At 62.3% G+C, this 14,350-nt stretch carries 24 protein-coding genes and 1 pseudogene; all 25 read right to left on the bottom strand.

The features are described 5' to 3' along the window. Window positions 1-36: 36 nt before the first annotated feature. Window positions 37-1,080, bottom strand: a complete 1,044-nt coding sequence (locus B2V90_RS15855) for an acyltransferase family protein (RefSeq protein ID WP_228221614.1) — start codon at window positions 1,078-1,080, stop codon at window positions 37-39. Between the two features lie 245 nt (window positions 1,081-1,325). Next, window positions 1,326-1,982: an adenylate kinase gene (locus B2V90_RS15850; RefSeq protein ID WP_228221615.1), complete on the bottom strand. Its 657-nt coding sequence runs from the start codon at window positions 1,980-1,982 to the stop codon at window positions 1,326-1,328. A 52-nt stretch (window positions 1,983-2,034) separates the two neighbouring features. Continuing rightward, window positions 2,035-3,399, bottom strand: a complete 1,365-nt coding sequence (gene secY / locus B2V90_RS15845; RefSeq protein ID WP_009820650.1) for a preprotein translocase subunit SecY — start codon at window positions 3,397-3,399, stop codon at window positions 2,035-2,037. A 241-nt stretch (window positions 3,400-3,640) separates the two neighbouring features. Next, window positions 3,641-4,174 carry a 50S ribosomal protein L15 gene (rplO, locus tag B2V90_RS15840; protein WP_009820649.1) on the bottom strand — a complete coding sequence of 178 codons (534 nt, stop codon included), beginning with the start codon at window positions 4,172-4,174 and terminating at the stop codon, window positions 3,641-3,643. Window positions 4,175-4,309: 135 nt separating this feature from the next. After that, window positions 4,310-4,489: a 50S ribosomal protein L30 gene (gene rpmD / locus B2V90_RS15835; protein WP_009820648.1), complete on the bottom strand. Its 180-nt coding sequence runs from the start codon at window positions 4,487-4,489 to the stop codon at window positions 4,310-4,312. A 6-nt stretch (window positions 4,490-4,495) separates the two neighbouring features. Beyond that, window positions 4,496-5,224, bottom strand: coding sequence for a 30S ribosomal protein S5 (gene rpsE / locus B2V90_RS15830; RefSeq protein ID WP_009820647.1), 729 nt, complete (start codon window positions 5,222-5,224; stop codon window positions 4,496-4,498). 2 nt (window positions 5,225-5,226) lie between these two features. Continuing rightward, entirely contained in the window at window positions 5,227-5,580 is a 354-nt protein-coding gene (gene rplR, locus B2V90_RS15825) for a 50S ribosomal protein L18 (protein WP_228221616.1), read from the bottom strand. 1 nt (window position 5,581) lies between these two features. After that, window positions 5,582-6,115 carry a 50S ribosomal protein L6 gene (gene rplF / locus B2V90_RS15820; protein ID WP_009820645.1) on the bottom strand — a complete coding sequence of 178 codons (534 nt, stop codon included), beginning with the start codon at window positions 6,113-6,115 and terminating at the stop codon, window positions 5,582-5,584. Beyond that, complete coding sequence (gene rpsH, locus B2V90_RS15815; protein WP_009820644.1) at window positions 6,115-6,510, bottom strand: 30S ribosomal protein S8; 396 nt, start codon at window positions 6,508-6,510, stop codon at window positions 6,115-6,117. Before rpsH ends, rplF begins: the two co-directional genes overlap by 1 nt. 12 nt (window positions 6,511-6,522) lie before the next feature. Next, window positions 6,523-6,828 (bottom strand): 30S ribosomal protein S14, encoded by a 306-nt coding sequence (rpsN, locus tag B2V90_RS15810; protein WP_009820643.1) that lies wholly within the window; start codon window positions 6,826-6,828, stop codon window positions 6,523-6,525. Between the two features lie 53 nt (window positions 6,829-6,881). Further along, window positions 6,882-7,454 (bottom strand): 50S ribosomal protein L5, encoded by a 573-nt coding sequence (gene rplE, locus B2V90_RS15805; protein ID WP_009820642.1) that lies wholly within the window; start codon window positions 7,452-7,454, stop codon window positions 6,882-6,884. Further along, window positions 7,454-7,765 carry a 50S ribosomal protein L24 gene (gene rplX, locus B2V90_RS15800; RefSeq protein WP_009820641.1) on the bottom strand — a complete coding sequence of 104 codons (312 nt, stop codon included), beginning with the start codon at window positions 7,763-7,765 and terminating at the stop codon, window positions 7,454-7,456. Before rplX ends, rplE begins: the two co-directional genes overlap by 1 nt. After that, the gene (rplN, locus tag B2V90_RS15795) at window positions 7,765-8,133 is read right to left on the bottom strand and encodes a 50S ribosomal protein L14 (RefSeq protein ID WP_009820640.1); all 369 of its coding nucleotides are present in this window, start codon (window positions 8,131-8,133) and stop codon (window positions 7,765-7,767) included. Before rplN ends, rplX begins: the two co-directional genes overlap by 1 nt. Window positions 8,134-8,303: 170 nt before the next feature. Then, the gene (rpsQ, locus tag B2V90_RS15790; RefSeq protein ID WP_009820639.1) at window positions 8,304-8,567 is read right to left on the bottom strand and encodes a 30S ribosomal protein S17; all 264 of its coding nucleotides are present in this window, start codon (window positions 8,565-8,567) and stop codon (window positions 8,304-8,306) included. 15 nt (window positions 8,568-8,582) lie between these two features. Continuing rightward, window positions 8,583-8,783, bottom strand: coding sequence for a 50S ribosomal protein L29 (rpmC, locus tag B2V90_RS15785; protein WP_009820638.1), 201 nt, complete (start codon window positions 8,781-8,783; stop codon window positions 8,583-8,585). Between the two features lie 3 nt (window positions 8,784-8,786). Continuing rightward, the gene (rplP, locus tag B2V90_RS15780; protein WP_007686573.1) at window positions 8,787-9,218 is read right to left on the bottom strand and encodes a 50S ribosomal protein L16; all 432 of its coding nucleotides are present in this window, start codon (window positions 9,216-9,218) and stop codon (window positions 8,787-8,789) included. A gap of 21 nt (window positions 9,219-9,239) precedes the next feature. Then, window positions 9,240-9,935 carry a 30S ribosomal protein S3 gene (gene rpsC, locus B2V90_RS15775; RefSeq protein ID WP_009820637.1) on the bottom strand — a complete coding sequence of 232 codons (696 nt, stop codon included), beginning with the start codon at window positions 9,933-9,935 and terminating at the stop codon, window positions 9,240-9,242. A 4-nt stretch (window positions 9,936-9,939) separates the two neighbouring features. Then, window positions 9,940-10,326: a 50S ribosomal protein L22 gene (gene rplV / locus B2V90_RS15770; RefSeq protein WP_009820636.1), complete on the bottom strand. Its 387-nt coding sequence runs from the start codon at window positions 10,324-10,326 to the stop codon at window positions 9,940-9,942. Further along, window positions 10,326-10,601: a 30S ribosomal protein S19 gene (gene rpsS / locus B2V90_RS15765; protein WP_009820635.1), complete on the bottom strand. Its 276-nt coding sequence runs from the start codon at window positions 10,599-10,601 to the stop codon at window positions 10,326-10,328. The genes rplV and rpsS overlap by 1 nt, the downstream gene beginning before the upstream one ends. A 5-nt stretch (window positions 10,602-10,606) precedes the next feature. Further along, window positions 10,607-11,443, bottom strand: coding sequence for a 50S ribosomal protein L2 (rplB, locus tag B2V90_RS15760; protein WP_009820634.1), 837 nt, complete (start codon window positions 11,441-11,443; stop codon window positions 10,607-10,609). A gap of 10 nt (window positions 11,444-11,453) precedes the next feature. After that, window positions 11,454-11,768: a 50S ribosomal protein L23 gene (locus B2V90_RS15755; RefSeq protein WP_004208721.1), complete on the bottom strand. Its 315-nt coding sequence runs from the start codon at window positions 11,766-11,768 to the stop codon at window positions 11,454-11,456. Next, window positions 11,761-12,384 carry a 50S ribosomal protein L4 gene (gene rplD / locus B2V90_RS15750; protein ID WP_009820633.1) on the bottom strand — a complete coding sequence of 208 codons (624 nt, stop codon included), beginning with the start codon at window positions 12,382-12,384 and terminating at the stop codon, window positions 11,761-11,763. Before rplD ends, B2V90_RS15755 begins: the two co-directional genes overlap by 8 nt. 3 nt (window positions 12,385-12,387) lie before the next feature. Continuing rightward, window positions 12,388-13,143, bottom strand: a complete 756-nt coding sequence (gene rplC, locus B2V90_RS15745; protein WP_037542012.1) for a 50S ribosomal protein L3 — start codon at window positions 13,141-13,143, stop codon at window positions 12,388-12,390. 285 nt (window positions 13,144-13,428) lie between these two features. Then, complete coding sequence (rpsJ, locus tag B2V90_RS15740) at window positions 13,429-13,737, bottom strand: 30S ribosomal protein S10 (RefSeq protein ID WP_007686587.1); 309 nt, start codon at window positions 13,735-13,737, stop codon at window positions 13,429-13,431. Window positions 13,738-13,945: 208 nt separating this feature from the next. Beyond that, window positions 13,946-14,350, bottom strand: a pseudogene (tuf, locus tag B2V90_RS15735) (elongation factor Tu); the annotation flags it as partial.

Raw genomic sequence — 14,350 nt, 5'->3', positions numbered from 1 at the left:
AGCAAAAGGGCGCGGCCAGCGATGGCCGCGCCCTTGTCATGTCTGGCTGGGCGTCACGCCGGGTATGAGCATGCGGGCGGTGCGGCGACGCTTCCACCAGGCGAGGATGGCTTCGCCTGCCGGCCGTTCAACCAGGCGATTGATCGCGGTGCCGAGCAGCAGCGCCACGGTGAAGGCGGCAGCAAAGCCGATCCAGGGGCTGTAGCCGGCTTTCGCCATTTCCAGCATGATGACGAAGCCGACATGCTGATGGATGAGGTAGAAGGAATAGCTGATCCCGCCGAGCCAGATCAGTGGCTTCATGCGCAGGAAGCGAAGCCGCCCGTTGATGAGGGCGGTGAAGGCCGCAAGCAGCACGACGCCGACCAAAGTCACATCCCATGTTTCCATCGTCGCGATGGATAGCAACGCCAGAACGGCATAGGGCGCCTGCTGCTTGAGGCTGCGCTCCCCCCGCCAGCAGCGATAGGCGAGCATGCCGATCACGAAGAAGGGCGTGTAGCGTAGCACAAGCAGCATGATGACGCGTTCGGGCATGTCGGGCCAGGCCCAGTAGAGCCAGCGCAGCAGCAGCCACGCCGCCAGCAAAGGTTCCAGTCGACGGGTGCCGGCGAATTTCCAGATGCTGATCATGCAGAAATAGAAAGCGATCTCCACCGTCAGCGTCCAATAAGCGCCATCCACCTCCGGTAAGAAGGCAAAACCCTGGAGCATGGTGAAATTGGCGAGGATGGCGACGGGACCGATCAGCAATTGTGTCGCATGGGCCAGATATTCAACCGCCAGCGTCAGCAGCATCGCCACGAGATAGGCGGGATAAAGCCGTGCGAACCGGTTGACCATGAAGTCGGCGACCGTGCCAATTCGATCGAGGGTGAAGAAGATCGCAAAGCCCGAAATGGTGAAGAACAGCAGCACGCGATAATTACCGCCGGGAAAGCTGAACGGGACATGCGCCGCTTGCGGAAAAAGCTCATGGAAGCGCGTCGAATAATGGAAGATCAGCACGCACAGCGCGCCGATGCCGCGCAAGGCGTCCAGTTCGGTCAGGCGACCATGGTTGAGCTTCGGGCGATCCATGCGCCTCTATAGCAATCAAGCAGCAACAAGTCCGCCACGAAGATGGTTAACCAGACATGATAAGCGGCCGATTTGCAGCGCGGCCCTTCCCGCTTTGATACAATCTGACCAAGGTGGAGCGCTCAACGTGATCATGATCATCCGCGCGGGTTCCCGATGCGCAAAGAGCCGGCGCTGCCCATGCAGCGCCGGCTCTTGGTCAGGTGCCATGAGCGGCTATCCCGCCCTGTCAGAGGAACGGCGCCTTAGAGCGCCTTGCCATCCAGAATGGCGGCGATCGCCTTGGTCACGTCATCCATGTCCGCCATGCCGTCCACGCGGGACACGATGCCGCGCGCTTCATAGACAGGCAGGATGGGCGCCGTCTTGGCGCGATATTCGGCCATGCGCGTGCGCACCGTTTCCTCATTGTCGTCAGGACGGCGCTTGAATTCGTGGCCGTGGCACTTGTCGCATTCGCCATCGACCTTGGGCTGCTTGAAACGGTCATGATAGCCCGCACCGCAGGTGGCGCAGGTAAAACGGCCGGTGATGCGATCCACCAGTGCATCTTCATTCACCTCAAGCTCGATGACATGGTCGAGCGTTCGATCGCGGTCCGACAGGATGGTGTCGAGCGCATGCGCCTGCGCTTCGGTGCGGGGATAGCCGTCGAAGATGACGCCGGTTCCGGGCGAGAGGGCGTCCAGCGCCTCGCCGATGATGCCCGACACAATCTCGTCCGACACCAGTTCGCCCGCTTCCATCACGGCCTTGGCCTTGAGGCCGATCGGCGTCCCCGCCTTCACCGCTGCGCGCAGCATATCGCCCGTCGATAGCTGCACCATGCCGAGATTGTCGACGAGGCGCGCCGCCTGCGTGCCCTTGCCCGCACCTGGAGGGCCAAGCAGAATGATGTTCATTGCGCGCATACTCCCCTGTTCGTTGCGCTGTGTCAGAGTGTCGGCGCGCCCCTCAGCGCAACCGACCCTTGAGCTTCGCCTTCTTGATCAGATCCCCATATTGATGCGCCAGCAGATGGCTCTGAATCTGGGTCACCGTATCGACCGTAACATTGACCACGATCAGAAGGCTAGTGCCACCAAGGTAGAAGGGGATGCCCGCACGCGCGATCGCGAATTCCGGCACCAAGCAGATGAAGGCCAGATAGGCCGCGCCGATGACGGTGATGCGCGTCAGCACATAATCGAGATAATGTTCGGTATTCTTGCCCGGACGGATGCCGGGGATGAAGCCGCCATTGCGCTTGAGATTATCGGCCGTTTCTTCCGGATTGAACACCACGGCGGTGTAGAAGAAGCAGAAGAAGACGATGCCGAGCCCGTAAAGCGCCATGTAGACCGGGCTGCCGTGCGACAGATACTGGTTGAGCGTCAGCACGAAATCGCCCAGCCGGCTTTCGCCAGCGACCGTCTGGCCCGCAAATTGCGAGATGGTGAGCGGCATCAACAGCAGCGAACTGGCGAAGATCGGTGGAATGACGCCGGCGGTGTTGACCTTCAAGGGCAGATGGCTGCGGTCCGCCTGCATCAGGCCCTGGCGCGTCTGGCGCTTGGGATACTGGATCAACACCCGGCGCTGCGCCCGCTCCATATAACAAATGAGCAGGATGAGGCCGAGCGCCATGACGATGACCAGCATGATCAGCAGGCCCGAAATGGAGCCTTCGCGACCCGATTTGAACAGGTTGCTGAGCGTCACCGGCAACTGGGCGACGATACCGGCCATGATGATGAGCGACACGCCATTGCCAATGCCGCGCGAGGTGATCTGCTCGCCCAGCCACATCAGGAACATGGTGCCGCCGATCAGCGATACGACCGCGGTGAGGCGGAACAGCAGGCCGGGATCGACCACCGCCTGGACGCCCGACTGCGCGCCGAAGCTTTCAAGGCCAGCGGCGATGAAATAGCCCTGCACCGCGGTCAGGCCGACAGTGCCATAGCGGGTATACTGGTTGAGCTTCTTGCGCCCGCTTTCACCTTCCTTCTTGATCGCCGCGAGTTGCGGCGAGAGGGAGGCGGCCAACTGCACCACGATCGACGCGGTGATATAGGGCATGACGCCGAGCGCGATGAGGCTCATGCGCGACAACGAACCACCCGAGAAGGTGTTGAAGATGTCGAGGATGCCGCCATTGGTCTGCGCATACAGCGTCGATAGCGCGGTCGGATCGACACCCGGCAGCGGCACGAAGCTTAAGAAACGGAACACAATCAGCGCGCCAAGCGTAAACCACAGGCGCTTCTTGAGATCGGTCGCCTGGCTGAATTTCGCGAGGCTGAGATTGGATGCGAGCTGGTCGGCTCTCGATGCCATGGTGGCTGCCCTTCAAAATCACTCTTGGGCCGGACAGACGCCCGACCGGAATCGCTAACCCCTTAAGCACCCAACTCCGTTCATGTCGAGCGAAGTCGAGACACGGAGCGGTCAGCCTTGCGTTTCTCGACTGCGCTCGAAACGAACAGGGAGAGGAGAAGCGTTCGGAAACCCCGAAACACATGACCCCGCCGACCCATATCGGGCAGCGGGGTCCTGCTTGCAAGACTCGTTGGTCAGTTTAGGCCTTGGTTGCGGCCTTCTTGGCCGCCAGGGCGCTGCCCTTCTTGGCCTTGGCCTTTTCCGCGGCCGGGACGACTTCGATCACTTCGACCTTGCCACCCGCCTTTTCGACGGCTTCGACAGCACCCTTCGACGCACCGGCAACCAGGAAGCTGACCTTCGCGGTCAGTTCACCCTTGCCCAGCAGGCGAACGCCATCCTTGCCGCCGCGGGCCAGGTTCGCTGCCTTGAACGCGGCATGATCGAGCGTCGCGGCCGCGTCCAGCTTGCCGGCGTCGATCGCTTTCTGCACTTCGCCCAGGTTCACGATCGCGTAATCCTTGGCAAAGATATTATTGAAGCCGCGCTTTGGCAGACGCATATGGAGCGGCATCTGGCCGCCTTCGAAACCGTTGATGCTGACGCCCGAACGTGCCTTGGCACCCTTCTGGCCGCGCCCTGCGGTCTTGCCCTTGCCCGAGCCGATACCGCGGCCCACACGCATACGCCCCTTGCGGGCACCGGCATTGTCGTTGAGTTCGTTGAGTTTCATGTTCGCACTCGCTTTCGCTTTTATCGCGCTGATCCCCGCGGGACCCTGTGAAGGAAGCGCGCCATAGCGCTTCCGCTAAAAAAACGAAAGAGGGGTCGCCCCCTCTCCCGCTTCAATCTTCATGGATGGAAGGCCTTAGCCTTCGACCACTTCCACCATATGGGGCAGCTTCTTGATCGCACCGCGGACTTCCGCCGTGTCTTCCAGCTCCACCACGCGGTGCATCTTGCCAAGGCCCAGGCCGATCAGAATCTTCTTCTGGCTCTCGGGGCGGCGGATCGGCGAACCGATCTGCTTGATCTTGATGGTTGCCATGTCCTGTTACTCCGCAATCGCTTCGGCGTCGGCCTGCGCGACGTCCGCCGAGGCACCACCGCGACGCAGAAGGTCAGCGACCTTCTTGCCACGACGCTGCGCCACCGACTTGGGGCTGGTCTGCTCGCCCAGCGCCGCGAAGGTCGCACGGATCATGTTATAGGGGTTCGACGTGCCGTTCGACTTGGTCACGACGTCAGCAACGCCGAGGCTTTCGAATACGGCGCGCATCGGACCGCCCGCGATGATGCCCGTACCGGCCGGGGCCGAACGCACCGTCACCTTGCCCGCGCCAAAATGGCCCAGACCATCATGATGCAGGGTGCGGCCTTCCTTCAACGGCACGCGGACCATCGCCTTTTTCGCGGCAGCGGTCGCCTTGCTGATGGCTTCGGGCACTTCGCGCGCCTTGCCATGACCGAAACCGGCGCGACCCTTGCCGTCACCGACGACCACCAGAGCGGCAAAGCCGAAGCGCTTACCACCCTTCACCGTCTTGGACACGCGGTTGATGTGCACCAGCTTCTCGATCAGTTCTTCGCCCTGATCCTCGTCACGGTTGCCGCGACGATCATCGCGACGACCACGGCCGCCACGATCACCACGGTTGCGATCTCCGCCCCCGCGGTTGCCACGACCACGGCCGGGGCCGCGATTTTCGGTCTGGGGCTGCTCGCCGCCTTCGACGGCGGCAGGTGCGCCAGGCTGGGCCTGGATTTGGTTTTCGTCAGCCATGATCAGAACTCCAGCCCGCCTTCGCGGGCGGCATCGGCCAGCGCCTTGACGCGGCCATGGAACAGGAAGCCGCCACGGTCGAACACGACCTTGGTGACGCCAGCGGCGGTCGCCGCAGCGGCGACGCGCTTGCCGACATCGGCAGCGGCTTCGGCGGTGGCGCCAGTCTTGGCGCGCACATCCTTGTCCAGGGTCGAAGCGGCGGCGACGGTCTTGCCGGCGGCGTCATCAATGACCTGGGCGTAGATGTGACGGCCCGAGCGATGGATGCTCAGACGAGGCTTGTCACCCGAACGCGCCTTGAGCGCGGTACGAACGCGGCGACGACGCCGATCGAAGAGGGAAAGCTTTGCCATCTTACTTCTTCTTCCCTTCCTTGCGGAAGATGAACTCGCCGTCATACTTGATGCCCTTGCCCTTATAGGGTTCGGGCTTGCGCCAACGACGGATTTCGGCGGCCACCTGGCCAACCTGCTGCTTATCGATGCCGCTGATCTCGACCGTGGTGTTATCCGGAGTCTTGATCTCGATGCCCTCGGGCACCGCGAAATCGACGTCATGGCTGTAGCCGAGCTGCAGCTTCAGGGTCTTGCCCTGGGCATTCGCACGATAGCCGACGCCGGTGATCAGCAGCTTCTTGGTGTAGCCTTCGGTGACGCCGGTGATCAGGTTGGCGATCAGCGTGCGCTGCATGCCCCAGAAAGCGCGAGCGCGCTTGCTGTCATTGGCAGGCTGCACGGCGATCTTGCCGTCCTCGACGTTGTAGGTCACTTCATCAGCCAGCGGAATGGCGAGGGTGCCCTTGGGCCCCTTCACCGACAGCTGACCATCAGCGATGGACGCGGTCACGCCCGAAGGTACGGTGACCGGCTTTTTGCCAGTGCGGCTCATCAGAACACCTCCGCCAGCACTTCGCCGCCGACATTCTGCTCACGCGCTTCAGCGTCGGACAGAACGCCGCGAGGCGTCGAGACAATGGTGATGCCTAGGCCGTTGCGCACGATCGGCAGTTCCTTGGAACCTGAATAGACGCGGCGGCCAGGCTTGGACACGCGGGCGACATGCTTGATCGCCGGCTGGCCCTCGAAATATTTCAGCTCGATGCGCAGGCCGGCATGCTTGCCGAGCGCTTCCTCGGAATAGCCGCGGATATAGCCTTCACGCTGCAGCACGTCGAGCACGCGGGCGCGCAGCTTGCTAGCGGGGGACATCACGCTGTCCTTCTTCGCCTGCTGCCCGTTGCGGATGCGGGTGAGCATATCACCCAGGGGATCGGTCAATGCCATCTCAAATGATCCTTACCAGCTCGACTTGGTGACGCCGGGGATCAGGCCCTTGTTGGCCAGATCACGCAGCTGCACGCGGCAGAGACGGAATTTGCGGTAATAAGCGCGGGGACGCCCCGTCAGCTCACAGCGGTTCCGAATACGGGTCGGGTTGCCGTTGCGGGGGATCTCCGCCATCTTCAGACGCGCGATCAGACGATCGCTGTCGTCGGCCGCGGTATCATTCGCGATCGCCTTGAGCTTCGCATAGCGGCCGGCATATTTCTTCACCAGCTTCTTGCGGCGCTCGTTCTTGTTGATCGAACTCAGTTTCGCCATGACTTAAGTTCTCTTCCTTAGCTTAAGCGTTGGGAGAGAAGCGGGACCTGCAATCAGGCCGCCTGCTTCTCTTCGAGCGGGAAGGGGAAGCCGAAGAGGCGCAGCAATTCGCGCGCTTCATCGTCCGTCTTCGCCGTGGTGGTCACGATGATGTCCATGCCGCGCACCTTGTCGATGCGGTCATAGTTGATCTCCGGGAAGATGATCTGCTCCTTGATGCCAAAGGCATAGTTGCCACGACCATCGAAGCTCTTGGGATTGAGACCACGGAAGTCGCGCACGCGGGGCAGCGCAATGTTCACCAGGCGATCCAGGAACTCATACATGCGCTCGCGGCGCAGCGTGACCTTGGCACCGATCGGCATGCCTTCGCGCAGCTTGAACTGGGCGATCGACTTGCGGGCCTTGGTGATGACCGGCTTCTGGCCGGCGATCAGTTCCATTTCCTCGGCGGCCGACGTGACCTTCTTCTTGTCCTGCGTCGCTTCGCCCACGCCCATGTTGAGCGTGATTTTTTCGATGCGGGGGACTTCCATGACGTTCTTGTAACCGAACTTCTCGGTCATCGCCTTGGCGATTTCGGCGTCATAGAGCGCCTTGGAGCGCGGAATATATTTGTCGGCCATTACAGCACCTCACCGGACTTGACGGCGACGCGGACCTTCTTGCCGTCGCGATCCTCGAAACGGACGCGGGTCGGCTTACCATCCTTGTCGGCGACAGCGACGTTGGAAATGTGCAGCGGCGCAGGCTTGCGATCGATGCCACCCTGGGGGTTGGCCTGATCGGGCTTGCGGTGACGCGCATGCACGTTGATGCCTTCGACCAGAACGCGGTCTTCCTTGGGCATCACCTGAAGGACGGCGCCGGTCCGGCCCTTGTCCTTGCCAGCCAGGACGACGACCTTGTCGCCCTTCTTGATCTTAGCAGCGCTCATTACAGCACCTCGGGCGCAAGGCTGATGATCTTCATGTGCTTCTTGGCGCGCAGTTCGCGAACGACCGGGCCAAAGATACGGGTGCCGATCGGCTCCTCGTTCTTGTTGATGAGCACAGCGGCATTGCCGTCGAAGCGAATCACGCTGCCGTCAGCGCGACGCACGTCCTTGGCGGTCCGCACGATGACGGCGCGATGCACGTCACCCTTCTTCACCTTGCCGCGCGGCTGGGCTTCCTTGATCGAGACGACGATGATGTCGCCCACGCCAGCGAAGCGCCGCTTCGACCCGCCCAGCACCTTGATGCACTGGACGCGCTTGGCGCCGCTGTTGTCAGCGACGTCAAGATTGGATTGCATCTGGATCATGGATCCGGTTCCTTCTTATTTGGCCTACCGGGTCAATTCCCGGCGGTTCCGAATTTCGTGTTCGACCCGGCAGATTCGAATGCACGAAGCGCGGGCCTGTAACCCTTTCGAAAAGAAAAGGCCAGCCCCGCGTTCGAACTTTCTAGCCCATATGGGCCGGCAACTAGTCCTCAGGCCGCCGTTTCGGGCGACTTGTGGGTGTCCACCCGCTCGATGACCTTCCAGGTCTTGAGCTTGGAAATCGGGGCGGTTTCCTCGATACGGACCGTCTCGCCTTCCTTGTAGACATTGCCCTCGTCATGGGCATGATATTTTTTCGACAGGCGGATGATCTTGCCGTAGAGCGCATGCTTTACCTTGCGCTCCACCCGAACCACCACCGTCTTGTCGGTCTTGTCGGAAACCACCGTTCCCGTCAGCACGCGCTTGGGCATCGTGTGATTTCCTTCTTACTTCGCCACGCGGGCGCGTTCGCCCTGCAGCGTCTTGATCTGCGCGATGGTCCGGCGCACTTCACGCACCCGGCTGGGCTTTTCCAGCTGGTTGGTAGCGGCCTGAAAGCGCAGGTTGAACTGCTCGCGCTTCAGGTTGTTGAGTTCGGTCGACAGTTCGTCGTCCGTCTTGGTCTTGAGGTCTGCGACATTTGCCACGGCTTAACCCTCCAGGTGCGAGGTGTCGCCGAGGCGGGCAACGACCTTCGTCTTGATGGGCAGCTTCATCGCGGCGCGCGAGAAGGCCTCTGCTGCGAGCGGACCGGGCACGCCGTCCAGTTCGAACAGGATGCGGCCGGGCTTGACGCGCGCCGCCCAATATTCAACCGAACCCTTGCCCTTACCCTGACGGACTTCGGCAGGCTTCTTCGACACGGGCACGTCGGGGAACACACGGATCCACAGACGGCCCTGACGGCGAAGGTGACGCTGAATCGCGCGGCGGGCCGCCTCGATCTGGCGAGCGGTGACGCGCTCGGGTTCCAGGGCCTTAAGACCATAGGCGCCGAAATTCAAAGCCGAACCGCCCTTGGCGTCGCCCTTGATCCGACCCTTGAAGGTCTTGCGGAACTTCATTTTCTTCGGTTGCAGCATGACGCTATTACCTTCTTATCTTCAGCGCGCCGGGCGCACGCCGGAGGTCTGAGCCTCCAGCATCAGCCGGTCGGTGGCCATCGGATCATGCCCAAGGATTTCGCCCTTGAAGATCCAGACCTTGATGCCGCACACGCCATAGGCGGTGTGCGCCGTGGCTTCGGCATAGTCGACATTCGCGCGCAGAGTGTGCAGCGGAACGCGGCCTTCGCGATACCATTCGACGCGCGCGATCTCCGCGCCGCCCAGACGGCCACCGCAGGTGATCTTGATGCCTTCAGCGCCCAGACGCAGGGCTGACTGCACCGCGCGCTTCATCGCACGCCGGAACGCCACACGGCGCTCCAGCTGGTCGGCGATGCCCTGCGCCACGAGCTTGGAATCAACTTCCGGCTTGCGGATCTCGACGATGTTCAGCGACACGTCGGATGAAGTCAGGTTGCCCAGCTTCTTGCGCAGCTTTTCAATGTCCGCGCCCTTCTTGCCGATGATGACACCCGGACGGGCGGCATAGATCGACACGCGGCACAGCTTGGCCGGGCGCTCGATCACGACCTTTGAAATCGCGGCCTGGGGCAGCGTCTTCATGATATACTGGCGGATCTTGAGATCTTCCAGCAGGAGACGGCCATAGTCCTGGCCTTCCGCGAACCAGCGGCTGTCCCAGGTACGGTTGATCTGCAGACGCAGACCGATCGGGTTGCTCTTGTGACCCATGTGCTTACGCCTCCGCTTCTTCGCCAGCTTCACGCACGACAATGCGCACGCGGCTGAAGGGCTTGAGGATCCGGGTGGACTTGCCGCGGCCGCGCGCGTGGAAGCGCTTCATGGTGAAGCTCTTGCCCACCGATGCTTCCGCAACGACCAGTGCGTCGACGTCCAGATTGTGGTTATTTTCCGCGTTGGCGATGGCCGAAGCCAGCACCTTGCGCACGTCGACCGCCATCGCCTTCTTCGAGAAAGCGAGGATGTTGAGCGCGTCCTCGACCTTGCGGCCGCGGATCAGCGTGGCGACCAGGTTCAGCTTCTGGGCCGAACCACGGATCTGCGTGCCAACGGCGAGCGCTTCATTGTCGGCGACGCGACGGGGAGCCTTTTCCTTGCTCATCAGCGCTTGCCCTTCTTGTCGGCGGCGTGGCCGGGGAAGAAGCGGGTCGGGGCGAATTCGCCCAGCTTGTGACCCACCATATCCTCGTTCACGGAGACCGGAACATGCTTGCGGCCGTTATAGACGTTGAACGTCAGGCCGACGAACTGCGGCAGGATGGTGGAACGGCGCGACCAGGTCTTGATCGGCGCACGGCCACCCGCGTCCTGCGCGGCTTCCGCCTTCTTCAGAAGGCTGAGGTCCACGAACGGACCTTTCCAGACGGAACGAGCCATCTCGCTTACCTCTTCTTCTTCGCGTGGCGGCTACGGATGATGAACTTGTCCGTCGCCTTGTTGTGGCGGGTGCGCGCACCCTTGGTCGGCTTGCCCCATGGCGTCACCGGATGACGACCGCCCGAGGTCCGGCCTTCACCACCACCATGCGGGTGATCGACCGGGTTCTTCGCAACACCGCGCGTCAGTGGACGCTTGCCCAGCCAGCGGTTACGACCGGCCTTGGCGAGATTGGTGTTGGCATTGTCCGGGTTCGACACGGCGCCGATGGTGCCCATGCAGTCCGAACGAATGTAGCGCTGCTCGCCCGAGGACAGGCGGACCATCACCATGCCGCGATCGCGGCCGACGAGCTGGGCATAAGTGCCCGCCGAACGGCAGAGTTGACCGCCCTTGCCCGGCTTCATCTCGATATTGTGGATGATGGTGCCGACCGGCATCTGGCCCAGTTCCATCGCGTTGCCCGGCTTCACGTCGGTCTTCTTGCCGGCGATGATCTTGTCACCGGGGGCAAGACGCTGCGGCGCCAGGACATAGGCCTGGGTGCCGTCGGCATAGTTGACCAGCGCGATGAAGGCGGTGCGGTTGGGGTCATATTCCAGACGCTCGACCGTGCCTTCCACGTCCCACAGGCGACGCTTGAAGTCGATGATACGATAGCGCTGCTTGTGACCGCCGGCGATACCGCGCGAAGTCACATGGCCCTTGTTGTTACGGCCACCGGTCTTGCGCTTGCCTTCGGTCAGCGCCTTGACGGGCTTACCCTTGTGCAGGCTCGACTTGTCGACGAGGATCAGGCCGCGCTGTGCGGGACTGGTCGGATTATAGTGCTTGAGTGCCATCTATCCCGCCTCAGATTCCGGTGGTGACGTCGATGGACTGACCTTCGGCCAGCGTCACGATCGCCTTCTTCACGTCATTGCGCTTGTAGGGCTTGCCCTTCCAGCGCTTGACCTTGCCCTTCTGGACCAGCGTGTTGACCGCCTTCACGGTCACGCCGAACAGGGCTTCGACAGCTGCCTTGATCTCCGGCTTGGACGCGTCATTGGCGACCTGGAAGACCACGGCATTGTTTTCGGAGAGAAGCGTCGACTTCTCGGTGATGACCGGCGCGACAACGACGTCGAAATGACGATTGTCCACGGTCGCGGCTTCTTTCTTAGCCATTGAAACGGGCCTCCAGCTTTTCGACCGCGGCGCGGGTAAGCACCAGCGAATCGGCCTTCAGGATGTCGTAGACGTTGGCGCCAACGGCCGGCAGCAGGTTGACGCCGACGATGTTCGCCGAAGCCTTCGCGAAGCTGACATTCACCGCGTCGCCGTCGATAAACAGCGCCTTGTTGAGGTTCAGCTTGGCGAGATGCGCGACCAGGGTCTTGGTCTTGCCTTCCGCCACGTCGAAGCTGTCCAGAACGATCAGCGATCCGTCCTTGGCCTTGGCCGACAGCGCCATCTTGAGACCCAGGGCACGGACCTTCTTGTTGAGGTCGTGACCAAAGTCGCGGGCGCGGGCGCCGTGCGCCTTACCACCGCCGATGAAGATCGGCGCCTTGCGGTCGCCGTGACGGGCCGTACCGCCGCCCTTCTGACGGCCGAACTTCTTGCCGGTGCGGGCGACGTCCGAACGTTCACGGGTGGCACGAGCGGGCGCGCGACGCTTTTCCAGCTGCCAGGTTACGACGCGGTGCAGGATGTCGGTGCGGGGCTCGACGCCGAACACGGCATCGTTCAGCTCCAGCTCGCCGGCAGTCTGCGCGTCGAGGGTCTGTACATTGACCTTCATGGTTTAGCCCTCCTGGCCTTCGGTCGCTTCGGGAGCGGCCGCTTCATCAGCGGGCGTCTCGGCCGGAGCGTTGTTGCTGTTGGCAGCAGCCTTCAGGCTGGCCGGATAGGGAGCATCGGCGTGACGCGGAACCTTGACGGCATCCTTGACGGTCAGCCAGGTGCCCTTGGCGCCCGGAACGCTGCCCTTGACGAACAGCAGGCCGCGCTCGACATCGGTACGCACGATTTCCAGATTCTGCTGGGTCCGCTCGCGATCACCCATGTGACCGGCCATCTTCTTGTTCTTGAAGACGCGACCCGGATCCTGGCGGTTACCGGTCGAACCATGGGCGCGGTGGCTGATCGACACGCCGTGGGTGGCGCGCATACCGCCGAAGCCCCAGCGCTTCATCGCACCGGCAAAACCCTTACCCTGGGTATGACCGGCAACATCGACCAGCTGGCCGGCAACGAAATGATCGGCCGCGATTTCGGCGCCGACATCAAGGAGCGCATCCTCGGCGACACGGAATTCGACCAGACGAGCCTTGGGCTCAACCTCGGCCTTGGCGAACTGGCCGCGCTGCGGCTTGGCCACATTCTTGACCTTGGCGACGCCCGCGCCGAGCTGAACAGCGATATAGCCATCCCGATCGGTTTCCTTGCGCGCCACGACCTGGTTGCCTTCAAGGGCCAGAACCGTAACCGGTACGTGCCGTCCGTCCTCCTGGAACAGACGGGTCATCCCGACTTTCTTAGCGATCACGCCTGTGCGCATCACTGATTACTCCCATAGAGGCCCGCCTTAGCAGCGGGCGTATCCAACGAAAAAACCGCGCAGGATAACTCCTTCGCGGCCCAACCCAAATTAGCGATCACCCCGTCAGGGTCGGATGCCAACCCCTCTCGGGGAAGGCGACGGGGGACCAGGACCACGCGCCTTACCGGTTCACCGGTGGGGCCGTGCGGTATCCCTTGTGTCGTTTGAGCCTCTGCCTTGGCAAAGTGCCCGATACCCTGCCCGCCCATAAGCCCGAAGGCGGGGAGCAGGGACTTGCCGGCGTCAGGCCAGCTTGATTTCCACGTTCACGCCGGCAGCCAGATCCAGCTTCATCAGCGCGTCGACCGTCTGCGGCGTCGGCTGCACAATGTCAAGCATACGCTTGTACGTGCGGACTTCGAACTGCTCGCGCGACTTCTTGTCGATATGCGGGCCACGGTTGACCGTGAACTTTTCGATGCGCGTCGGAAGAGGAATGGGACCGCGGATGAGGGCGCCAGTGCGGCGGGCGGTGTCGGCGATGTCGCCGGTCGCCTGATCGAGCACGCGATGATCGAACGCCTTGAGGCGAATGCGGATATTGCTGTCCATTGTTCCTGTACCGATGCGAAAGAGCCAAAAACCCGGAGCATTTTCGAAAGTCAGCCGGAGCAGCCGATGACTTGCGGAAATGCGCCAACAAAAAATATCCGCCCCTTCCCTGCCCTTCTAGCTCCAAGGGAGCCGGAGAAAGGCGATCCGGGGCGGCAAAAATTCCGAGCGGCGCGAATCAGACGATTCGCGCCGCTGCGGTCCTATATTACTTCGAGATCGTGCCGACAACCCCCGCGCCGACGGTACGACCGCCTTCACGGATGGCGAAGCGCAGACCCGGATCCATCGCGATCGGGGCGATCAGCTTGACGCCGAGCTTCACATTGTCGCCGGGCATGACCATTTCCGTGCCTTCGGGCAGGATCACTTCACCGGTCACGTCGGTGGTGCGGAAGTAGAACTGCGGACGATAGTTGGCGAAGAACGGGGTGTGGCGACCGCCTTCTTCCTTCGACAGCACATAGACTTCGGCATCGAATTCGGTGTGCGGGGTGATGGTGCCGGGCTTGGCCAGAACCTGGCCGCGCTCGACTTCCTCACGCTTCGTGCCGCGCACCAGGGCGCCGATATTGTCGCCCGCACGACCTTCGTCGAGCAGCTTGCGGAACAT

This window comes from Sphingobium sp. UBA5915, assembly GCF_002431195.1.
Taxonomy (GTDB): domain Bacteria; phylum Pseudomonadota; class Alphaproteobacteria; order Sphingomonadales; family Sphingomonadaceae; genus Sphingobium; species Sphingobium soli.
The sequence above is the reverse complement of the archived record's forward strand: the minus strand, read 5'-3'. Positions and strand labels throughout refer to the sequence as shown.